The organism is Halomonas sp. H10-59, assembly GCF_040070555.1.
GTDB classification, from domain to species: Bacteria; Pseudomonadota; Gammaproteobacteria; order Pseudomonadales; family Halomonadaceae; genus Halomonas; species Halomonas litopenaei.
In genome coordinates this window covers 4100096-4123242 of sequence record NZ_CP098828.1, presented here as the reverse complement: position 1 = coordinate 4123242, position 23147 = coordinate 4100096, and the positions used below count along the sequence as shown (strand labels likewise).

Here is a 23147-nt window from a genome sequence, read left to right as displayed (position 1 = left end):
TAGGCGATATCGCAGTTCTTGCTGAACTAGTATGGTTGTTTTCAGGGGGATAGGCGCAGATTTATTCCTTGCCATTGTTTTTCATGGTTTTTTTGAAATCATATATGCCTAATTAAATTAATTTTTAATAGTGGTTTCTGGGTGTGTTTAGACCAATGTCCCGGTAAATAAAGCGCGACATTTCAATGTTGGGACGACGCCATGGTGCTAAGATTTTTTAGAACAGGAACCTATAACGCCGGCAGAGGGAGCGCGAATGATGACGTCCTTTCGAGTTAAAACCGCTTGTGCGCTGGTAATGGGGGGTGGGGCGGTGTTTTCCCAGCATGGCGTGGCTGCCGAGTTGACCATTGCCACGGTGGATAACCGGGACATGCTGCGGATGCGAGAGCTGAGCGAGGACTTTGTCGCGGGGAATTCCGATATTCAGCTCAACTGGGTGACGTTGGACGAGAGTACGCTGCGCCAGCAGGTCACCACCGATATCGCCACCTCCGGGGGGCGCTTCGACATCGTTACCATCGGCACCTACGAAGCCCCCATCTGGGCGGAACGTGGCTGGCTTGTACCCATCGCCGACATGCCTGGCGACTACCAGCCCGAGGATCTGCTGCCCACCGTGCGCCAGGCGCTGTCTTATCAGGATGTTCTCTACGCGGCTCCCTTCTATGCGGAGTCCGCCTTCACCATGTACCGCACGGACCTGTTCGAGGATGCGGGCCTGAGGATGCCCAGGGCGCCGAGCTGGGACTTTCTGGCACAGGCGGCAGAAAAGCTCTCGGACTCCGATGAACACTACGGCATCTGCCTGCGGGGCAAGCCGGGGTGGGGCGAGAACATGGCCCTGTTGACCGCCATGGCCAACGCCTTCGGAGGTCGCTGGTTCGATGAAGAGTGGCAGCCACAGCTCGAGGGAGGTGGCTGGCGCGATGCGCTGGATCTTTATCTGACCTTGTTGGGAGAGTACGGCCCGCCGAATCCGGAAGACAACGGCTACAACGAGAATCTCGCGCTGTTTCAACAGGGCAAGTGCGGCATCTGGGTGGATGCCACCGTGGCCGCATCTGCAGTGACCGATCCCGAGGCCTCCGAGGTCGCCGATCGCGTGGGATTCGCTCTGGCGCCTGATAACGGACTGGACAAGCGCAGCAATTGGCTGTGGGCCTGGGCGCTGGCGATTCCCACCAGTTCCGAGCAGAGCGAGGCGGCCAAGCGCTTTGTCGCCTGGGCCACCTCCCGGGGCTATCAGGAACTGGTAGCCGAGCGAGAGGGCTGGTCCCAGGTGCCGCCGGGGACCCGTGCCTCGCTTTACGACAATCCGAGTTACCGCGAGGCCGCGCCCTACAGTGAGCTGGTGCTGGAATCGTTGAGAAGCGCCAATCCGGATGACCCGACGGTACAGGCGGTGCCCTATCGAGGCGTTCAGTACGTGGCGATCCCCGCTTTTCAGGGTATCGGTACGGCGGTGGGTAACCGCTTCGCCAAGGCGTTGGCCGGAGACATCTCCGCCGAGGAAGCCATCGAAGATGCTCAGTGGGTCACCGAGAAGGTGACCGAGCAGGCACGCTTTGCTCAGCAGTAGTGGCGATCGGCTCCTCGAAGGAAGCCGGCGGAACGGGTGAGCCCGCAGGTGCGACGTTCACCCGCAAGCGAGATGAGTGACACACAAGGAGGCGCCCATGGCGACATCCGGATTTGACCCGCAGCAATCTCTAGACAGCGTCGACGATGAACAGCTGCCGGTTCCGCCCCACAAGCAGCACGGTGCCAAGCACTTTCTCGGACTGTATGCCGCAGAACACGTGGCCGCGACCGAGTTCGTGATCGGTGCCACCTTCGTCGGCCTCGGTGCCGGCATCTGGGACATTCTGATCGGTCTGGTCATCGGCAACACCCTGGCGATACTGAGTTTTACCCTGATCACCGCACCGATCGCCGTCGGCACCCGGCTCAGTCTTTTCGCCTACCTGGAACGCATCGCCGGCAACGTCATGGCGAAGCTCTACAACGGCGCCAATGTGGTGATCTTTGCTGCCATCTCGGCGGCCATGATCACGGTCTCTGCCACCGCGGTGCGGGTGCTTTTCGATGTGCCACCTCAGGTGGCGCCCTATCCCACCGACATGGCCTTCGTCATCATCGCCTTTGCCGTAGGGGCCATCGTGGTGCTGGTCGCGGCCTTCGGCTTCAACGCCCTGAGCGAGTTCGCCAGCATCTGTGCACCCTGGCTGATGGTGATGTTCACCGCCGGCGGCATGGTATTGATACCGGCGCTGTCGGAGTCGGTGACCGGTTTTACCACCTTGACGAGTTTTTCGGATTTCGTCGCCATCGCCAGTGCCAGCGTATTCACCGGCATCAACGCCGATGGCGAACCGGGGATCGGGCTGTGGGAGGTCATCGGCTTCGCCTGGGCCGCCAATACCTTCGCCCACTTCGGACTGATCGACATGGCGCTTCTGCGCTATGCCCGCAAGAAGCGCTACGCCCTGGCCACCAGTACCGGCATGATGTTCGGCCACTACGTTGCCTGGATCTCGGCGGGCCTGATGGGGGCGGCCACCGCCGCCACCATGAAGCTCAGTATCCTGGTGGTCGACCCCGGCGATGTGGCGTTCTACGCGTTGGGAATGTCCGGCTTCGTGATCGTGATCGTGGCCGGCTGGACCACGGCGAATTCCAACCTGTACCGCGCCGGTCTGGCCGCCCAGGCGCTGATGCCCGAGGTCAAGCGCTGGAAGGTGACCATGCTGGTGGGGCTCGGGGTGATGGGCGCGAGCTGTTTCCCCTTCGTCTACCGCAGCATGTTGCCGCTGCTGACTTACGCCGGCCTGATCCTGGTGCCGGTGGGCGGCATCGCCTTTGCCGAGTACCAGCTGTTCCCGCGGCTCGGCATGACCCGCTACTGGGCCAACTTCAAGGGCCTTGCCGACAACCGTCCGGCGATCGCCAGCTGGGGTATCTCGCTGATCTTCGGTTTTGGGCTCAATGTCCTCGACGTGATGCCGTTCTACTACCTGTTCCTGCCGACCTGGTTTGTGTCGATCCTGGTCTACGTGGTGCTGGCGCGAAGGGCCGGTGCCTGTGAGGCCTATCCAGAGAAGGAAAAGGCCCAGCAGGAGTTCAACGAGCGGGTGGTCGAACATCACCGGCGCAAGGCGGCGGAAAAGTACCGCGAAGGCGTGGAGGACAAGACACTGCTATCCAAGTGCATCAAGGTGATGTGGGGGATCGTCGGACTGGGTGTGCCAGCGGTGCTGGCCTGGCGGGTGATGTTTGAAAGCCCCGACCTGTATCAGTACTACGTCAATCGTGAGCTGTTCTACGACATCACCATCTGGTGCACGGTTGTCTACTTCGTCTTCGCCTACTGGGGCCTGCAGCGCTCCAAGCAGTTCAAGCGTCGGGAGCCCGAGGGCACACCGTCCCAGGCATCGACAGGTTGAGTAGAGGCAGAAAATAGCCGGAGCCTGGCCTGCGGTGGACGCCAAGGGCAGCCACAGGCCAGCGACGGCGGAAGGACGGTGGATCGCAGCCCTGGAGCGCCAAGATGGGAGCTGGACGAAGAGAAAGGAAACGAAGCGAAGCGCAGAGCGGATGACAGCAAGCGCTGCAACAAGAAGGGGCCGCCCATGGGCGGCCCCTTCTCCTTTCTTTGGCCTGCCGGCAACCTCTCGGCACCGCCTGCCTTGCGGTCGTTCAGGCGCTCAGAGGGGCGTCGTCGACGTACTTGGGTTCGAAGCGACGACCGTTGAGGCGCTCGTTGTCCGGGTCGTTCTCGATCAGCACCTGCAGCGTCTCGCTGGCGCGATCACGCAGGCCCATGCCGAGGTAGCCTTCGACCATCACCGCCAGGGCGTCGCGGGTAGCCTCGGCCTGGGGGTAGTTCTCCAACACCCAGCGACCCCGCTGCACGGCGGCCATGTAGGCCTTCTTGCGCAGGTAGAAGTCGGCCACATGCAGCTCTTGCTGGGCCAGCAGGTTGCGCAGGTAGATGATGCGCTGTTGCGCGTCCGGGGCGTACGGACTGTCCGGATAGCGGCTGATCAGGTCGGTAAAGTCGGTGTAGGCGTCTCGGGTAGCGCCGAGGTCCCGCTCCGAGATATCGATGACCTTGAGCGACTCCAGGCTGAAACGACCGGCCTGCCAGGCGGCCAGCCCGCGCATGTAGTAGGCGTAGTCGACCTGCGCATGGTTGGGGTGCAGGCGAATGAAGCGGCTGGCGGCGGCCCGGGCGGCTTCCCAGTCATCCATCTCGTAGTAGGTATAGATGAGTTCGAGCTGGGCCTGTTCGGCGTAGTCGCCGAAGGGGAAGCGGGTGTCGATGGCTTCCAGGCGGTTCATGGCCGTGGTGAAGCTGCCGTTCTCCAGGGCCTGGCGACCTTCCTGGTAGAGCTGGCGTTCGGTGGCGCCGTCGTAGCGCTCTTCCTCGACGTCGTTGCTGGCGCAGCCGCCGAGTACCGCGCCCATCAACACCAGGGCGCCCAGGCGAGCGGCGGAAGTAGTGAAAACGCGCATCTTGGTCCTCGTGTCAAACAACCCGGGTCGGCCGTGGTAGAATCGGCCGCGATCCGCCCACTATAAAGCACCTTGCCTGGAAACGCAGTCTTCCTGCTGCGGGCCACGTGTTTTGTGCGCGAGTTGCCATCAATCTTCGATCCCCACAGAGAAGTGTTCCGAACCATGTCACAGACCCTCGACGTCCACAGTCGCATTCCCCTCGACATGGCAGGCTATCGCCTGGACCAGGCCGCAGCGGAATTGTTTGCCGACTATTCCCGGGAGCGGTTGAAGGGTTGGATCAAGGACGGTTCCCTGACCCTGGATGGGGCTGCGGCCAAGCCCAAGGACAAGGTCCACGGCGGTGAAAGGCTGGTGCTCAAGGCCCTCATCGAGGATGACACTCGCTTCGAGGCGCAGGATATTCCGCTTGAGGTGGTGTTCGAGGACGACCAGGTACTGGTGGTCAACAAGCCGCCGGGGCTGGTGGTTCACCCCGCTGCGGGCAACCCCGACGGGACCCTGCTCAATGCCTTGCTGCACCACTTTCCCGACGCCGCCACCTTGCCTCGTGCCGGTATCGTGCATCGCCTCGACAAGGACACCAGTGGTCTGATGGTGGTGGCCAAGTCCCTGGCCGCCCACGCTGACCTGGTAGCGCAGCTGCAGGCGCGTAGCGTGTCGCGGGAGTATGACGCCATCGTGGTGGGCAAGATGACCTCTGGCGGCACCGTGGATGCGCCGATCGGCCGGCATCCCAAGGACCGCAAGCGCCAGGCGGTTACCGCCTCGGGCAAGCCGGCGGTGACCCACTATCGGGTGGTGGAACGCTTTCGTGCCCATACCCACGTTCGCTGCAAGCTGGAGACCGGCCGCACTCACCAGATTCGCGTGCACATGGCGCACCGGCGCTTTCCATTGATCGGCGACCCGGTTTACGGTGGGCGACTCAAGCTGCCGCCCGGAGCGGAGCAGACGCTCAAGGAGATCCTGCGCGAGTTTCCGCGCCAGGCGCTGCACGCGCGTCGACTGGCCTTCGTCCACCCGAGTCGCGGTGAGGAGGTCAGCTTCCAGGCGCCGCTGCCGGATGACCTGCTGATGCTGCTGGACTTCCTGCGTGACGATGCGGAGACCATGCAATGATCGATGCCCTCGACCTGCGCCCCAGCGTGATCGTGCCCGACTGGCCTGCTCCGGCCAATGTCGGTGCCTTCGTCACCACCCGCGAGACCGGCCCCAGTCAGGGACCCTACGCCGCCTTCAACCCGGCGAGTCACGTCGGCGACAAGCCGGAACATGTGGAGCTTTGTCGGCGCCAGTTGAGCAAGGAACTGGGCGATGAGCGTCCGCTGCTGTGGCTCGATCAGGTCCACGGCGCCAGCGTCCAGCATGGTTTCAGTGACACCATACCCAAGGCCGATGCCTCGGTGGCGACCACCCGTGACTACGCCTGCGTGATACTGACGGCGGACTGTCTGCCGGTGTTCTTCTGTGATCGTGGCGGTGAGCGCGTGGCGCTGGCCCATGCAGGCTGGCGCAGCCTGGCCGGTGGCGTGCTGGAGGCTACCGTGGCCTCCCTGGGCACTGCGCCTGGGGAACTGATGGCCTGGTTGGGGCCGGCGATCTCCAACGCTCAGTTCGAGGTCGGACCCGAGGTGCGTGAGGCCTTCTGCGGCGTGCACCCCGAGGCGGCCAGCGCCTTTGAACCGAGCCCCTATCGCCTGGGGCACTATATGGCGGACCTTTACAAGCTGGCGCGTCTGCGGCTTGAACGTCTTGGCGTCTCCCACGTCAGCGGCGGACACTTCTGCACCGCCTGTGAATCACGCTTCTATTCCCATCGTCGTGACGACGGCGTCACCGGGCGCATGGCCAGCGTGATCTGGCTGCGATAGAGCGGACCGACGTCGCACTTTTCCCGAGACTCCCTCTAGACGTGAAACTGCTTCACTAGACTTGAAACGTCCCTAAAGCACCGCCATATCTCTGTCAAGTCACATTGACAGGGTCAAGCGGTGCGTCCAAACGCATCGCCATCCCGAAAGGAGATATCGATGCGTTTTGACAAGTTTACCGCCAAGCTGCAGCAGGCTATCGCCGACGCCCAGTCCCTCGCCGTGGGGCGCGGGCACAATCAGATGGAACCTGCGCACCTGCTGCTGGCGCTGCTCGACAACCGCGACACCGGCGTCAAGGCGCTGGTACAGAAGGCGGGGGGCGACGCCGGTCGGCTGCGTGACGCCCTGGCGGGCCAGATCGACGATCTGCCCCAGGTCGCCCAGTTCGACGGCGAAGTGCAGCCGTCCCGGGATCTGATCAAGCTGTTCAACCTCACCGATGCCGAGGCCCAGAAGCGTGGCGATCAATACATCGCCAGTGAACTGGTACTGCTGGCGGCAATCGCCATGAAGCATGCCGTGGCCAAGGCGCTGACCCAGGCTGGTCTTGCGCGCAAGTCGCTGGAGGGCGCCATCGATAGCGTGCGCGGTGGCCAGAAGGTGGATGACGCCAACGCCGAGGACAGCCGCGAGGCGCTGGAGAAGTACACCCTGGATCTGACCCAGCGGGCCGCCGACGGCAAGCTGGATCCGGTGATCGGGCGTGACGACGAGATCCGTCGCACCATCCAGGTGCTGCAGCGGCGCACCAAGAACAACCCGGTGCTGATCGGCGAGCCTGGCGTCGGCAAGACCGCCATCGTCGAGGGGCTGGCCAGCCGCATCATCAACGGCGAGGTGCCCGAGGGGCTCAAGGACAAGCGCGTGCTGTCGCTGGACATGGGCTCGCTGCTGGCCGGGGCCAAGTTCCGCGGTGAATTCGAGGAGCGCCTGAAGGCGGTGCTCAACGAGCTGTCCCAGGAAGAAGGGCGGGTCATCCTGTTCATCGACGAATTGCACACCATGGTCGGTGCGGGCAAGGCCGAGGGCGCCATGGACGCCGGCAACATGCTCAAGCCGGCGCTGGCCCGGGGTGAGCTGCACTGTGTCGGTGCCACTACCCTGGACGAGTACCGCAAGTACATCGAGAAGGATGCGGCGCTGGAGCGGCGCTTCCAGAAGGTGCAGGTGGACGAGCCCAGCGAGGAAGACACGGTGGCGATCCTGCGTGGCCTCAAGGAGCGCTACGAGGTGCACCACGGCGTCGACATTACCGACGGCGCGATCATCGCGGCGGCCAAGCTGTCGACGCGCTACATCACCGATCGTCAGCTGCCGGACAAGGCCATCGACCTGATCGACGAGGCGTCGTCGCGCATTCGCATGGAGCTCGACTCCAAGCCGGAGGAAATGGACCGTCTGGATCGTCGCCTGATCCAGTTGAAGATGGAGCGCGAGCACCTCAAGAAGGAAACTGACGAGGCCTCGCGCAAGCGCCTCGATACCCTTGAGGAACAGATCGGCGAGCTCGAGCGCGAGTACGCCGACCTGGACGAAATCTGGAAGGCCGAGAAGGCCAGCATCCAGGGCGCGGCCCAGTTCAAGGACGAGCTAGACCGGGCGCGGGTCGACCTGGAGCAGGCTCGCCGCCAGGGCGACCTGGGGCGGATGTCGGAACTGCAGTACGGGGTGATTCCGGAGCTCGAGAAGAAGATTGCCGAGAGCGGCGATGCCGAGGCGGACACCCGTCACCACAAGCTTTTGCGCTCCAACGTCACCGAGGAGGAAATCGCCGAGGTGGTGTCACGCTGGACCGGCATTCCGGTGGCCAAGATGCTCGAGGGCGAGCGCGACAAGCTCCTGCGTATGGAGGAGGCCCTGCACCAGCGGGTCATCGGTCAGGACGAGGCGGTCACCGCCGTGGCCAACGCGGTGCGGCGCTCCCGCGCGGGCTTGGCCGACCCCAACCGGCCCAACGGCTCCTTCCTGTTTCTCGGCCCGACCGGGGTGGGCAAGACCGAACTGTGCAAGTCGCTGGCCAACTTCCTGTTCGACACCGAGGAAGCCATGGTGCGCATCGACATGTCCGAGTTCATGGAGAAGCACTCGGTGGCGCGGTTGATCGGCGCGCCTCCCGGCTATGTCGGCTATGAAGAAGGCGGCTACCTGACCGAAGCGGTGCGCCGCAAACCCTATTCGGTGCTGCTGCTCGACGAGGTGGAGAAGGCCCACCCGGACGTCTTCAACATCCTGTTGCAGGTGCTGGAGGATGGTCGCCTGACCGACGGCCAGGGGCGCACGGTGGATTTCCGCAACACCGTCATCGTGATGACCTCCAACCTGGCGTCCGACATCATCCAGCAGTTCGGTGGTGACGACGCCGACTACGACAGCATGCGCCAGACGGTGATGGAGGTGGTCGGAAGCCACTTCCGGCCTGAGTTGATCAACCGCATCGATGAAGTGGTGGTGTTCCACGCCCTCGGCCAGGATCAGATCCAGGCGATCGCCGGCATCCAGCTTGAACGTCTGCGCACGCGGCTGGCAGAACACGATCTCGGGCTCACGGTCTCCGACGAGGCGTTGGCACTGTTGGCGGTGGTCGGCTTCGACCCCGTCTATGGCGCTCGTCCGCTCAAGCGCGCCCTGCAGAGCCGGATCGAGAACCCGCTGGCACAGGACCTGCTGGCCGGCAAGTTCAGCGCTGGCGACGTGATCCGCGTGGTCGCCGACGATGGTCAGTTACGTTTCGACCGCTGACCACGGGTCGATCACGCAAGAAGGCCCCTTCATCAAGGAGGGGCCTGATGCCTTCGGCTGGCATTCGTGCATGATGGGTAATTCGAATGCCCATTCTCAAGCAAATGGTTAATCGGTCGCTATACTGAAGGTCAGGTTGCGTCCTGTGACCCCCTTGCCCGCCCGGTTCCCCACCCGGCGGGCTTTTTCGTGGCGTTCCTCAAGGCTTGGGTTCTGCCCGAAAGGGCAACGAGCGCGGGCTTATTCTTGCCAAGCCCTAGGGCTTGTCTGAAAAGTGCCTGCGCTCGGTAATACGGCGTTAAAAATCGGATCAAAATGCTCATTTACACCCCGTAAACTGCGCTTTCTCACCGATTTTTGCCTTGTCTAACCTTCGCTCGTCGACTTTTCGGACAGCGCCTAGCGCGTCGCCCGGGCGCCGGACAGGTGCACGCGTCGCAGGCGTACGTTGTCGCCCACCAGGTGCTTTTGCAGTTCCTCGAGACTGACGTTCTTGGTCTCTGGCATCAGGAATATCACGAACACCAGTTGCAGCAGCATCATTATCGCGAAGAAGGCGAACACCGGCCCGCCGCTGAAGGTACCCAGCACCCAGGGCATTACCAGGGTGATCAGCGCAGCGAAGACCCAGTGGATCGAGGCACCGAAGGATTGGCCGCGGGCACGCACGTGGTTGGGGAAGACCTCGGAGATGAACACCCAGATGACCGCACCCTGACTGATGGCATGGGCAGCGATGAACAGTCCCAGCAGCAGCGGGACTTCGAGTCCGCCCAGGGCGTCGGCGAAGAAGGCGCGAGAGATCAGCACCAGCGACACTAGATAGCCGGCCGAGCCGATGAACAGCAGGGTACGGCGGCCGAAGCGGTCGATCAGCGACATCCCGATCATGGTGAAGACCAGGTTGACCAGACCAATGCCGGCGGTGGACAGAAGCGCTGCCTGGCTACCGAGTTCGGCGGCTTCGAGCACCCGGGGGGCATAGTAGATGATGAAGTTGATGCCCGAGAGCTGGTTGAAGAAGGCGATCAGGAAGGCCAGCAGAATCGGCAGACGATAGCGACGCGAGAAGAAGGGGGCCTTGGCGGACGCTTCGTCGGTTTCGGCGGCGCGAATGGCGTTGATCTCGGCGTCGACATCGGCGTCAGGGTTGATCTGGCGAAGTACCTGGCCGGCTTCCTCGATAGCGTTCTTCTTGAGGATGAGCCAGCGCGGACTGCGCGGGACACGGGTAATCATCAGGGTGTAGATCAGTGCAGGGATGGCCTCAATACCCAGCATCCAGCGCCAGGCGTCGTCGCTCATCAGGCTGCCGATCACATAGTTGGAGACGAATGCCATGAGGATGCCGAAGACGATATTGAACTGGTACATGGCGACCAGAAAGCCACGATGGCGCGGCGGGGCGATCTCGGAGATATAGGTAGGGGCCGCCACCGACGAGATGCCGACGCCGATGCCGCCGATCAGGCGGAAGAAGGCGAACAGCCAGGGGTCGGACACCACCGCCGAGCCCACCGCGGAGACCAGGTACAGCACACCGATCATCAGCAGGGTGGCGCGCCTTCCCAGCGCATCGGTGGGCCAGTTGCCGAAGATGGCACCGATCACGGTGCCCCAAAGGGCCATGGACATGATCAGCAGGCCATGCTGCAGGTCGCTGAGACCCCACAGCGCCTGGATGGGCTTGTCGGCCCCGGAGATGACCGCGGTGTCGAAGCCGAACAGGAATCCTGCCAGCGCCACGGTGATGGACCATTGCACGATGCGAGACATGTAGTGCTACCTCCTGTGAAAGGGGGGCGTTGTTGTGGTTGTCTAGGGCTTGTCTGAAAAGTGCCTGCGCTCGGTAATACGGCGTTAAAAATCGGATCAACATGCTCATTTACACCCCGTAAACTGCGCTGTCTCACCGATTTTTGCCTTGTCTAACCTTCGCTCGTCGACTTTTCGGACTGCGCCTAGAGAAATCCTTGGATGAATCGATTCTCTCTTGAGGCGTCAGCGATCCAGATGGCAAGTGTCAGCGACCCGATTTGAAAGCGTCGGCGAGTCGTTCGCTGATCGTCAGCGGTGCCGATCAGACCCGGGGCGGGGCAGAGAGAAACTCTCCTGTCGTCATGCTCCGGCTGTCGTGGCGACTTTCCGCCGCACCCTCTCCATCGGTGTCTGGTAAAGTAAGTGAATCGTGTCACCTGGCGTCATTACAGCAGCGTCATGGCCAGATTTCGAGAAAACGGCGTTAGACATTGGTCTTGCTGCACCCGCGAAAAGAGGCCTTTCAGAATGCTCTGACCGAGCGCGATGGGAACGGCGGTTGACAGTCACAGAGCGCTATTGGAATCTTGAGGGTTCCTGACTGCGGGCGCGGCACGATGGGTGACCCCCAACGCCGCGTGAAGGGTAGGCCAATGGGCCTCTACCCGCCGAAGGACTACCAGGTTCGGGTTAACCGCCCCGCCTGGCCAACGCCCCGACGCGGTGACCCGCCGTGATGAGAGTGCAGGCCCCAACCGGGCCGACGGACGCCAGGGTTTGGCATCAGGTGCCGGTGCGCCGGCAGCAGCATACCGCTGCACTCGACTTCGTACCCACGACAGGTGCGAATCGCACTCGAGACCTCCAGGGGAGATACATCTGTGGAATTGCTTTCAGGCGCGGACATGATCGCCCGCTTCCTCCAGGATGAGGGCGTGGAATACATCTACGGCTATCCGGGCGGCGCCGCACTACACATCTACGATGCCTTGTTCCGTCAGGACAAGGTCAAGCACATCCTGGTTCGCCACGAGCAGGCCGCGACCCACGCCGCCGACGGCTATGCACGGGCGTCCGGCAAGCCCGGGGTGGTACTGGTCACCTCGGGGCCGGGGGCCACCAATGCGGTGACCGGCATCGCCACTGCCTATATGGACTCGATCCCGATGGTCGTGCTCTGTGGTCAGGTGATGAGCCATCTGATCGGTGACGATGCCTTCCAGGAGACCGATATCGTCGGTGTCACCCGGCCAATCGTGAAGCACAGCTTCTCGATCAAGCACCCGAGCGAGATTCCCGAGGTGCTCAAGAAGGCCTTCTATCTCGCCGCCACCGGGCGTCCCGGTCCGGTGCTGGTGGATATACCCAAGGACATGACGGCGCCCACCGAGCGCTACGAGTACGTCTATCCGAAGAAGGTCAAGATCCGCTCGTACAACCCGGTCAGTCGCGGCCATACCGGACAGATCAAGAAGGCCGTCGAGCTGATGCTCAAGGCCCGTCGTCCGGTGTTCTACACCGGTGGTGGCGTGATCCAGGGGCGTGCTTGCGAGGGTCTGACCGATCTGGTCAAGCAGCTCGGCTTTCCGATCACCACCACCCTGATGGGCATCGGGGCTTATCCCCAGAGCGACGATCAGTGCCTGGGCTGGCTCGGCATGCACGGCTCCTATGAGTCCAACATGGCGATGCATCACGCCGACCTGGTGATCGCCATCGGCGCGCGTTTCGACGATCGTGTGACCAACAATACCTCGAAGTTCTGCCCCACGGCCAAGATCATCCACGTGGATATCGACCCCAGCTCGGTGTCCAAGACGGTGCGCGCAGACGTACCCATCGTTGGACCTGCGGCCAGCGTGATCAACGAAATGATCAGCCTGGTGCAGGGCCATGAGATCGCCAATCCCGACGCGCTCAAGGACTGGTGGAAGACCATCGACGAGTGGCGCGACGAGCGCAAGGGCAAGCTCTACGAGCCGTCCAGGCCCGGCGAGGTGCTCAAGCCGCAGGAGGTGATCGAGGCCATCTGCCGGGTGACTCGTGGCGAGGCGTACGTCACCACCGACGTGGGTCAGCACCAGATGTTCGCTGCCCAGTACTACAAGTTCGACAAGCCTAATCGGCTGATCACCTCCGGTGGACTCGGCACCATGGGCTTCGGTTTTCCCGCGGCCATGGGCGTCAAGCAGAACTTCCCCGATGAGGAGGTGGTCTGCGTGACCGGCGAAGGCAGCTTCCAGATGATGATGCAGGAACTCTCCACCTGTAAGCAGTTCGGTGGTGGGGTCAAGATCATCAATCTAAATAACGGTTCGCTGGGCATGGTGCGCCAGTGGCAGGACCTCAACTACAAGTCCCGCCATGCTCACTCCTACATGGAGTCGCTGCCGGACTTCCAGATGCTGATCGAGGCCTACGGTTTCACCGCGCTCAGGGTCGAGAAGAAAGAGGATCTGGAAGAGGCGCTGGCGCGTACCTTCGCCGACACCCATGAGCTGGTGTTCCTCGACGTCGCGGTGGACCCGCACGAGCACGTCTATCCGATGCAGGTGCCTCTGGGCTCCATGCGTGACATGCTGCTTTCCAAGACGGAGCGGACCTGATGCGACATATCATCTCGATTCTGATGGAAAACGAACCGGGTGCGCTGTCGCGGGTCGTGGGGCTGTTCTCCCAGCGCAACTTCAACATCGAAACCCTCAACGTGGCGCCCACCGATGACCCGACCCTGTCGCGTCTGACCGTGACCACCGTCGGGGACGACCGGGTGATCGAGCAGATCACCAAGCACCTCAACAAGCTGATCGACGTGGTCAAGCTGGTGGATCTCACCGAAGGCAACCATATCGAGCGTGAGTTGATGCTGGTGAAGGTCAAGGCGCTGGGCGCTGCCCGCGATGAGGTCAAGCGCACGGTAGACATCTTCCGTGCCCAGATCGTCGACGTCACCCCGAGTCTGTACACCGTGCAGATCACTGGCGATGCCGAGAAGCTCGACGCCTTCCTGCAGGCGATGGGCCCCGTGGGCATTCTCGAAGTAGCGCGCACCGGCGTCTCGGGTATCGCCCGTGGTGACAAGGTGCTGAGCCTCTAGCAAACCGCTGGCCCTGGTGGGCAGCCGGTGAACCTGTTACGCCGCCTCTCGGGGCGGCGTTTTCGTGCCCGGCCTCAACGCTCCACGACTTCCTGCCACAGGGCGTCGATCAACGGGCTCTTCAGACGCCGCTCCAGCACACAGAGGCCCACGTCGTAGTGCGGCAGTTCCGGCTTGACCGGGAGTATTCTCACGCGTTCGGCCAGCGGGCTCGCCTCCAGCACGATGCGTGGCACCACACCGATGCCGAAGCCGAGTCCGACCATACTGACGATGGCTTCGTGGCCGGCTACCTGGGCGTAGATGGTCGGGGTCACGCCCAGCGCCTTGAACCAGGTGTCGGCCAGTTCCCGCGATAGCCCAGCCTCCGACAGGATCATTGGCACCCCTTGCCACTGTGTCTGGCTCGGGCTCATCGGCTGCTGTGGCACCCACGGTCGTTGCTCTTGTGGGGCGATGAACACCAGTGCCGAACGGGTCAGCGACTTGAAGGCGAGACCATCGGGCAGGCGGCGCGGGCGTGAGGTAATGGCCATGTCTTCGTCGCCGGCCAGCACTCGCTGGATGGCTCGGGCTGGGTCGCCGGTGTGCAGCTTGAGCTCGATGGCGGGATAGCGCTGGCGGAAGTCGGCCAGCAGGCTGTAGAGAAAGCTGTAGCTCGCGGTCACCGAGCAGTAGATGCTGATTTCACCACTGAGGCGCTTGGCCTCGCTCTGCAACGACAGGCGGACCTGTTCCCACTCTTCCAGGGCTTCCTTGGCATAGCGCTGGAAGCGCTTTCCCTGGGGGGTCAGCACTACGTGGCGATTGTCACGGTTGAACAGCACCACGCCGAGCTGTTGTTCCAGTTGGCGAATGGAGCGGCTCAGGGTCGATGGGCTCACGTGGCAGGCCTCGCTGGCACGGCCGAAGTGCAGTGAATCGGCCAGCATCAGAAAGTGCTTCAGGGGGCGGAAGTCCATGGGGAGTCCTGACCTGTAATTGCATATTTTGGCACGTAGTATTGCAAATATAGCGTTTTACGCAACACGGGCGCTGGCGTAAGGTGGGATGCATCGACGGAGGGCGAGCCCCTCGTCTGCCCAGCGCCGCACAAGACGGCGCGGGTGGCCATCAACGCTGAACGCAACACGACACAGACAAGATCTCTTCTATCGCCGAGCAGGCACTCGTTTTCAGGAGCACCAGATGCGCGTTTATTACGATAAGGACTGCGATCTTCAGCTGATCCAGAACAAGCAGGTCACCATCGTCGGTTACGGCTCCCAGGGCCACGCCCACGCCAACAACCTGAAGGAATCCGGCGTCAGCGTCACCGTCGCGCTTCGCCCGGGTTCTTCTTCCGCCGCCAAGGCGGAGGCCGCCGGCCTGAAGGTGGCCTCTGTGGCCGAGGCTTGCCAGTCCGCCGACGTCGTCATGGTGCTGGCGCCGGACGAGAACCAGAAGGCTATCTACGAGCAGGAAATCGAGCCGAACCTCAAGGAAGGCGCTACCCTGGCCTTCGCCCACGGCTTCAACATCCACTACAACCAGATCGAGCCACGCAAGGATCTGGACGTGGTGATGATCGCCCCCAAGGCGCCGGGCCACACTGTGCGCTCCGAATTCGCCCGTGGCGGCGGTATTCCTGACCTGATCGCCATCCACCAGGATGCCACCGGCCAGGCCAAGGAACTCTGCCTGTCCTACGCCGCCGCCATCGGTGGTGGCCGCAGCGGCATCATCGAGACCACCTTCAAGGACGAGACCGAAACCGACCTGTTCGGTGAGCAGGCTGTCCTGTGTGGTGGCGCTGTCGAACTGGTCAAGGCCGGCTTCGAGACCCTGACAGAAGCGGGCTACGCCCCTGAAATGGCCTACTTCGAGTGTCTCCACGAGCTCAAGCTGATCGTTGACCTGATGTACGAAGGCGGCATCGCCAACATGAACTACTCCATCTCCAACAATGCGGAGTATGGCGAGTACGTGACTGGCCCTGAGGTCATCAACGACGAGTCGCGTGCCGCCATGCGCAACGCCCTCAAGCGTATCCAGACCGGCGAGTACGCCAAGATGTTCATCAACGAGGGCAACAGCAACTACCCCTCGATGACCGCACGTCGTCGCCTGAACGCCGAGCACGAGATCGAGCAGGTCGGTGAGAAGCTCCGTGGCATGATGCCCTGGATCGCCGCCAACCAGCTGGTCGACAAATCCAAGAACTGATGGGTTCCTGGTAACCCATCGTCGGGCTTGCCCGCCGATGGGGACAGAAACGGGGGAGGAGCACACTCAGTGCTCCTCCCCCGTTGCGTCATGGGTGAACGACTGAGTGGTCATGGTGCTGCCGCATGAATCCTGCGCTGTGCCTTGCGTTTGGCCCGCAGGTGCCCGAGGCTGGGGGAGAGGGCGGCTGCCGCGAGGTTGGCGGTAACGGCCGGCCGGTCGTGTAGAATGATCCCATACTCGAAGCCAATGGATGACAGAGATGAGCGAAGACGCAGGCAAGCGTGAGCAGGAACCACGAGAGCCCCAGGATGAAGATCTGGCCAGCGCCTTCATGCGGGAATCCGAAGTCGTGGAAGAAGCGGTCGAGGACGGCAAGAAGGTGCGACGGCGGGGGATCTACCTGTTGCCGAACCTGTTCACCACCTCGGCGCTGTTTTCGGGCTTCTTCGCCGTTGTCGCCGCCCTCAATGGCGATTTCACCGCCGCCTCGGTGGCCATCTTCATCGCCATGGTGCTCGATGGCCTCGACGGCCGTGTGGCCAGGCTGACCAATACACAAAGCGAGTTTGGCGCCGAATATGACAGCCTTGCTGACATGATCTCCTTTGGCATGGCGCCGGGACTTGTCGCCTTTACCTGGATCCTGCAGGACATCGGCAAGACCGGATGGGTGGTGGCGTTCCTGTACGTGGCCTGTGCGGCGCTTCGCCTGGCGCGGTTCAACGTGCAGATCGGCAGCGTCGACAAGAAGTGGTTCATCGGCTTGCCCAGCCCCTCGGCGGCGGCGCTGGTGGCGGCCAGTGTATGGACCTTCCACAGCTTCGACGCCACCGCTCTTGGCTTCAAGCTGTTGATGCTGCTGGTGGTGGGGGCGGCTGGCATTTTGATGGTCAGCAACATTCGCTACTACAGCTTCAAGGATGTCGATCTCAAGGGGCCGGTGCCCTTTGTGGCCCTGCTGGCCATCGTGCTGGGATTTGTCGTGATCTCGATCGAGCCGTCGGTCATGCTGTTGCTGCTGTTCGGTACCTATGTGGCGTCCGGTCCGACGATGGCGCTGATGCGCAAGCTCAAGACCTAGCCCAGGATCATCTTGCGGTAACAATAGAGGCCGATGTGAGCAGCAAGCCCAACGCTTCGTTATACTGACGACCGACAGGAACGCCCGCCTAGCGCGGGCGTTCCTGTTCTTGTATGAGTGCCGAAAGCGCCTTCTGGGGCAGTCTCGGCATTCATCCACAGGGGGGGCCATAGAGCGGTGTGGACAAGATGGTGCCGCTGTTGGATCGACACTGCTCGATGATCTGGCATTTTTTTACGAAAAGCGCTTGCCAAGGCCGGAGGTGATGCGTAAAGTACGCATCCGCTGCCGGCGACGAGCAAACGTCACAGGCGGTGAAGGGTGGTAAAAGTGATTGTTTTAAAAAGGCTTTTTCAAGTCTTCGAAAAATTCTCCACTTGACGGGCAACGAGAAATCGGTAAAATGCTCGCCACTCGATCGGAGTCGCCAGGACGGCATCGCAGGATGCGCGCCAGGCTCGCTTCGCTTTCTCTTGGGTCCTGCAGGCATCGCTTGCACGGCGAAAAAAGAAAGCCTTGACGAAGCGCTTCGATTCTGTAGAATACGCCTTCCTCGCAGGGCGCTGTGACAAGGGCTCGGGTTAACGATTCGGGCTGCGGCGCAGCAAAGCGAGACGCTCTTTAAGCTCTCTATAGAGTCCAGAGCATGCTCTTTAATAATTTGATCAGGTAATTCATGTGGGCGCTTGCCGATGAGTCAGTGACACTGTCACTGAAATATCAAGGCAAGCGACTCGTCAAACGAGACGTTTGAACCTTGAGCCAAGTTTGGTCCGCTTAACGGACTATCAGACTTTAAACTGAAGAGTTTGATCATGGCTCAGATTGAACGCTGGCGGCAGGCCTAACACATGCAAGTCGAGCGGAAACGATCCTAGCTTGCTAGGAGGCGTCGAGCGGCGGACGGGTGAGTAATGCATAGGAATCTGCCCGGTAGTGGGGGATAACCTGGGGAAACCCAGGCTAATACCGCATACGCCCTACGGGGGAAAGCAGGGGATCTTCGGACCTTGCGCTATCGGATGAGCCTATGTCGGATTAGCTAGTTGGTGAGGTAACGGCTCACCAAGGCTGCGATCCGTAGCTGGTCTGAGAGGATGATCAGCCACATCGGGACTGAGACACGGCCCGAACTCCTACGGGAGGCAGCAGTGGGGAATATTGGACAATGGGCGAAAGCCTGATCCAGCCATGCCGCGTGTGTGAAGAAGGCCTTCGGGTTGTAAAGCACTTTCAGTGAGGAAGAAAGCCTTGAGGTTAATACCCTCGAGGGAGGACATCACTCACAGAAGAAGCACCGGCTAACTCCGTGCCAGCAGCCGCGGTAATACGGAGGGTGCGAGCGTTAATCGGAATTACTGGGCGTAAAGCGCGCGTAGGCGGCTTGATAAGCCGGTTGTGAAAGCCCCGGGCTCAACCTGGGAACGGCATCCGGAACTGTCAGGCTAGAGTGCAGGAGAGGAAGGTAGAATTCCCGGTGTAGCGGTGAAATGCGTAGAGATCGGGAGGAATACCAGTGGCGAAGGCGGCCTTCTGGACTGACACTGACGCTGAGGTGCGAAAGCGTGGGTAGCAAACAGGATTAGATACCCTGGTAGTCCACGCCGTAAACGATGTCGACTAGCCGTTGGGCTCCTTGAGAGCTTTGTGGCGCAGTTAACGCGATAAGTCGACCGCCTGGGGAGTACGGCCGCAAGGTTAAAACTCAAATGAATTGACGGGGGCCCGCACAAGCGGTGGAGCATGTGGTTTAATTCGATGCAACGCGAAGAACCTTACCTACCCTTGACATCGAGAGAACTTTCCAGAGATGGATTGGTGCCTTCGGGAGCTCTCAGACAGGTGCTGCATGGCTGTCGTCAGCTCGTGTTGTGAAATGTTGGGTTAAGTCCCGTAACGAGCGCAACCCTTGTCCCTATTTGCCAGCGATTCGGTCGGGAACTCTAGGGAGACTGCCGGTGACAAACCGGAGGAAGGTGGGGACGACGTCAAGTCATCATGGCCCTTACGGGTAGGGCTACACACGTGCTACAATGGCCGGTACAATGGGTTGCGAATCCGCGAGGTGGAGCTAATCCCATAAAGCCGGTCTCAGTCCGGATCGGAGTCTGCAACTCGACTCCGTGAAGTCGGAATCGCTAGTAATCGTGAATCAGAATGTCACGGTGAATACGTTCCCGGGCCTTGTACACACCGCCCGTCACACCATGGGAGTGGACTGCACCAGAAGTGGTTAGCCTAACTTCGGAGGGCGATCACCACGGTGTGGTTCATGACTGGGGTGAAGTCGTAACAAGGTAGCCGTAGGGGAACCTGCGGCTGGATCACCTCCTTAAACGACACGTCATCTGACTGTCGGTAAGTGCTCACAATGAATTACCTGATCAAGCAAGAGTAACGACTGTTTGGGATTTATGCCCAATATTGCTCGGCAATGGGTCTGTAGCTCAGTTGGTTAGAGCGCACCCCTGATAAGGGTGAGGTCGGCAGTTCAAGTCTGCCCAGACCCACCATCTTCATAAGTTCAGCGAGTGCACGCCTTTGGTGTGGTGAAGATCGGTGAGCTCGCCGGGTAGCATCGGATTTGCCCAGGCCCATCGTTTGATAGCTGGTTCTGGTCAAGCATACCCGACAGGATATGGGGCCATAGCTCAGCTGGGAGAGCGCCTGCCTTGCACGCAGGAGGTCAGCGGTTCGATCCCGCTTGGCTCCACCATTTCTCGATCTCGAGTAAAACAGTCGTCAAGTTCTAAGCAAGATGCTTGTTCGCTATCAGGCGATATCAAGTCTCTCGCTTAGAGCTTTTGCTCTAACGCTCTTTAACAATGTATATCATGCTGACAAAGTAAGATACGTTTCAAGCGTATCCGGCAATTGTCGTGACATCATCGATTGACAGACCCTTTGGGGTTATATGGTCAAGCGATGAAGCGCATACGGTGGATGCCTAGGCAGTCAGAGGCGATGAAAGACGTGGAAGCCTGCGATAAGGTTCGGCGAGGTGGCAAACGACCTGCGACCCGGACATCTCTGAATGGGGAAACCCACCCAAGGTAACTTGGGTATCTCATGTTGAATATATAGACATGAGAGGCGAACCGGGGGAACTGAAACATCTAAGTACCCCGAGGAAAAGAAATCAACCGAGATTCCCCTAGTAGCGGCGAGCGAACGGGGACCAGCCCTTAAGCAACACAACTGGTAGGTGAACAGACTGGGAAGTCTGGCCATAGTGGGTGATAGCCCCGTAACCGAAACCTGAGTGTTGTGAAATCGAGTAGGTCGAGGCACGTGAAACCTTGACTGAAGACGGGGGGACCATCCTCCAAGGCTAAATACTCCTGACTGACCGATAGTGAACCAGTACCGTGAGGGAAAGGCGAAAAGAACCCCGGAGAGGGGAGTGAAATAGATCCTGAAACCGTATGCGTACAAGCAGTGGGAGCCAACTTGTTTGGTGACCGCGTACCTTTTGTATAATGGGTCAGCGACTTATTTTCAGTGGCGAGCTTAACCGTATAGGGGAGGCGTAGAGAAATCGAGTCTTAACTGGGCGACCAGTCGCTGGAAATAGACCCGAAACCGGGCGATCTATCCATGAGCAGGTTGAAGGTTGAGTAACATCAACTGGAGGACCGAACCAGGATCTGTTGAAAAAGATTTGGATGACTTGTGGATCGGAGTGAAAGGCTAATCAAGCCCGGAGATAGCTGGTTCTCCTCGAAAGCTATTTAGGTAGCGCCTCACGTATCACCGCCGGGGGTAGAGCACTGTTTCGGCTAGGGGGTCATCCCGACTTACCAACCCGAGGCAAACTCCGAATACCGGTGAGTGCAAGCGTGGGAGACACACAGCGGGTGCTAACGTCCGTTGTGAAAAGGGAAACAACCCAGACCGTCAGCTAAGGTCCCGAAATCCTGGTTAAGTGGGAAACGATGTGGGAAGGCTTAGACAGCTAGGAGGTTGGCTTAGAAGCAGCCATCCTTTAAAGAAAGCGTAATAGCTCACTAGTCGAGTCGGCCTGCGCGGAAGATGTAACGGGGCTCAAACCAGGTACCGAAGCTACGGGTTCGTCGAATGACGAGCGGTAGAGGAGCGTCGTGTAAGCCGATGAAGGTGTGTTGAGAAGCATGCTGGAGGTATCACGAGTGCGAATGCTGACATGAGTAACGACAAGGGGAGTGAAAAACTCCCCCGCCGGAAGACCAAGGGTTTCTGTTCGACGCTAATCGGAGCAGAGTGAGTCGGCCCCTAAGGCGAGGCCGAAAGGCGTAGTCGATGGGAAACGGGTCAATATTCCCGTACCTCACAGTATTGCGATGGGGGGACGAAGAAGGCTAGGTGAGCCAGGCGTTGGTTGTCCTGGTGAAAGCCGGTAGGCTGAGGATTCAGGTAAATCCGGATCCTCAAGGCCGAGAGGCGAGACGAACTGACTACGGTCAGGAAGTCATCGATGCCACGCTTCCAGGAAAAGCCTCTAAGCTTCAGATACTGTGAGACCGTACCCCAAACCGACACAGGTGGTCAGGTAGAGAATACCAAGGCGCTTGAGAGAACTCGGGTGAAGGAACTAGGCAAAATGGTGCCGTAACTTCGGGAGAAGGCACGCCGCATTAGGGTGAAGGTCCTCGCGACCGGAGCCTGACGCGGTCGAAGATACCAGGTGGCTGCAACTGTTTATTAAAAACACAGCACTCTGCAAACGCGCAAGCGGACGTATAGGGTGTGACGCCTGCCCGGTGCCGGAAGGTTAAGTGATGGTGTTAGCTCACGCGAAGCTCCTGATCGAAGCCCCGGTAAACGGCGGCCGTAACTATAACGGTCCTAAGGTAGCGAAATTCCTTGTCGGGTAAGTTCCGACCTGCACGAATGGCGTAATGATGGCCACGCTGTCTCCACCCGAGACTCAGTGAAATTGAAATCGCAGTGAAGATGCTGTGTACCCGCGGCTAGACGGAAAGACCCCGTGAACCTTTACTACAGCTTCACACTGGACGCTGATGTTGCTTGTGTAGGATAGCTGGGAGGCTTTGAAACCCTGTCGCCAGATGGGGTGGAGCCAACCTTGAAATACCAGCCTGGCATCATTGGCGTTCTAACTCAGGACCGTAATCCGGTTCGAGGACCGTGTGTGGTGGGTAGTTTGACTGGGGCGGTCTCCTCCCAAAGAGTAACGGAGGAGCACGAAGGTACCCTCAGCACGGTTGGAAATCGTGCAGTGAGTGCAAGAGCATAAGGGTGCTTAACTGCGAGACAGACACGTCGAGCAGATACGAAAGTAGGTTCTAGTGATCCGGTGGTTCTGTATGGAAGGGCCATCGCTCAACGGATAAAAGGTACTCCGGGGATAACAGGCTGATACCGCCCAAGAGTTCACATCGACGGCGGTGTTTGGCACCTCGATGTCGGCTCATCACATCCTGGGGCTGAAGTCGGTCCCAAGGGTATGGCTGTTCGCCATTTAAAGTGGTACGCGAGCTGGGTTTAGAACGTCGTGAGACAGTTCGGTCCCTATCTGCCGTGGGCGTTGGAGATTTGAGAAGCGCTGCTCCTAGTACGAGAGGACCGGAGTGGACGTACCTCTGGTGTTCCGGTTGTCACGCCAGTGGCATTGCCGGGTAGCTATGTACGGACGGGATAACCGCTGAAAGCATCTAAGCGGGAAGCCCCCTTCAAGATGAGATCTCCCTGAGGCCTTGAGCCTCCTAAAGGACCCAGCAAGACCAGCTGGTTGATAGGCCGGGTGTGGAAGCGCTGCAAGGCGTTGAGCTAACCGGTACTAATGGTCCGTGAGGCTTGACCATATAACACCCAAAGGGTTTTGGTCGATGATGTCTCGAATCAATTGACGGATACGATGAAGCGT

Annotated in this window: 12 protein-coding genes, 2 tRNA genes and 2 rRNA genes; 13 read left to right on the top strand and 3 right to left on the bottom strand. The window is 60.4% G+C overall.

All coding sequences use genetic code 11. From position 1 onward, the window contains the following. Positions 1-256: 256 nt before the first annotated feature. Together NFG57_RS17840 and NFG57_RS17835 are read left to right on the top strand one after the other, a co-directional pair. A complete protein-coding gene (locus NFG57_RS17840; RefSeq protein ID WP_348814890.1) occupies positions 257-1582 on the top strand; it encodes a sugar ABC transporter substrate-binding protein in 1326 nt (441 codons plus the stop codon). 97 nt (positions 1583-1679) lie between these two features. Further along, entirely contained in the window at positions 1680-3446 is a 1767-nt protein-coding gene (locus NFG57_RS17835) for a hypothetical protein (protein ID WP_348814889.1), read from the top strand. Between the two features lie 253 nt (positions 3447-3699). Here NFG57_RS17835 and NFG57_RS17830 read toward each other — a convergent pair whose 3' ends face one another. Beyond that, positions 3700-4518 carry an outer membrane protein assembly factor BamD gene (locus NFG57_RS17830; protein WP_348814888.1) on the bottom strand — a complete coding sequence of 273 codons (819 nt, stop codon included), beginning with the start codon at positions 4516-4518 and terminating at the stop codon, positions 3700-3702. Between the two features lie 165 nt (positions 4519-4683). Between NFG57_RS17830 and rluD the strand changes: the two genes are divergently transcribed. The 3 genes from rluD (at position 4684) to clpB (ending at position 9137) form a co-directional block, all read left to right on the top strand. Continuing rightward, positions 4684-5643 carry a 23S rRNA pseudouridine(1911/1915/1917) synthase RluD gene (rluD, locus tag NFG57_RS17825; RefSeq protein ID WP_108133540.1) on the top strand — a complete coding sequence of 320 codons (960 nt, stop codon included), beginning with the start codon at positions 4684-4686 and terminating at the stop codon, positions 5641-5643. After that, a complete protein-coding gene (gene pgeF, locus NFG57_RS17820) occupies positions 5640-6395 on the top strand; it encodes a peptidoglycan editing factor PgeF (protein ID WP_045994252.1) in 756 nt (251 codons plus the stop codon). The genes rluD and pgeF overlap by 4 nt, the downstream gene beginning before the upstream one ends. 159 nt (positions 6396-6554) lie before the next feature. Then, positions 6555-9137 (top strand): ATP-dependent chaperone ClpB, encoded by a 2583-nt coding sequence (gene clpB, locus NFG57_RS17815; protein WP_108133541.1) that lies wholly within the window; start codon positions 6555-6557, stop codon positions 9135-9137. A gap of 399 nt (positions 9138-9536) precedes the next feature. Here clpB and NFG57_RS17810 read toward each other — a convergent pair whose 3' ends face one another. Continuing rightward, positions 9537-10913 carry a sugar porter family MFS transporter gene (locus NFG57_RS17810; RefSeq protein WP_348814887.1) on the bottom strand — a complete coding sequence of 459 codons (1377 nt, stop codon included), beginning with the start codon at positions 10911-10913 and terminating at the stop codon, positions 9537-9539. An 863-nt stretch (positions 10914-11776) separates the two neighbouring features. On the opposite strand from NFG57_RS17810, the gene NFG57_RS17805 reads away from it, so the two are divergent. Together NFG57_RS17805 and ilvN are read left to right on the top strand one after the other, a co-directional pair. Then, a complete protein-coding gene (locus NFG57_RS17805; protein ID WP_348814886.1) occupies positions 11777-13501 on the top strand; it encodes an acetolactate synthase 3 large subunit in 1725 nt (574 codons plus the stop codon). Beyond that, positions 13501-13992, top strand: a complete 492-nt coding sequence (ilvN, locus tag NFG57_RS17800) for an acetolactate synthase small subunit (protein ID WP_045994256.1) — start codon at positions 13501-13503, stop codon at positions 13990-13992. Before NFG57_RS17805 ends, ilvN begins: the two co-directional genes overlap by 1 nt. A 74-nt stretch (positions 13993-14066) precedes the next feature. Here the strand turns inward: ilvN and ilvY are convergent, their stop codons facing one another. Next, entirely contained in the window at positions 14067-14954 is an 888-nt protein-coding gene (gene ilvY / locus NFG57_RS17795; protein ID WP_045994257.1) for an HTH-type transcriptional activator IlvY, read from the bottom strand. 226 nt (positions 14955-15180) lie between these two features. On the opposite strand from ilvY, the gene ilvC reads away from it, so the two are divergent. The 6 genes from ilvC (at position 15181) to NFG57_RS17765 (ending at position 23085) form a co-directional block, all read left to right on the top strand. Then, entirely contained in the window at positions 15181-16197 is a 1017-nt protein-coding gene (ilvC, locus tag NFG57_RS17790) for a ketol-acid reductoisomerase (RefSeq protein ID WP_045994258.1), read from the top strand. A 262-nt stretch (positions 16198-16459) separates the two neighbouring features. Beyond that, on the top strand, positions 16460-17281 hold the full coding sequence (gene pssA, locus NFG57_RS17785; RefSeq protein WP_045994259.1) for a CDP-diacylglycerol--serine O-phosphatidyltransferase: 822 nt from the start codon (positions 16460-16462) through the stop codon (positions 17279-17281). A gap of 797 nt (positions 17282-18078) precedes the next feature. Further along, positions 18079-19616 (top strand): 16S ribosomal RNA (locus tag NFG57_RS17780). Between the two features lie 101 nt (positions 19617-19717). Next, positions 19718-19794 (top strand) — tRNA-Ile (locus tag NFG57_RS17775). A gap of 127 nt (positions 19795-19921) precedes the next feature. Continuing rightward, positions 19922-19997 (top strand) — tRNA-Ala (locus tag NFG57_RS17770). Between the two features lie 200 nt (positions 19998-20197). Next, a 23S ribosomal RNA gene (locus NFG57_RS17765) occupies positions 20198-23085 on the top strand. Together the 16S and 23S rRNA genes with 2 tRNA genes alongside form the textbook arrangement of a ribosomal RNA operon. The last annotated feature ends 62 nt before the right edge of the window (positions 23086-23147 follow it).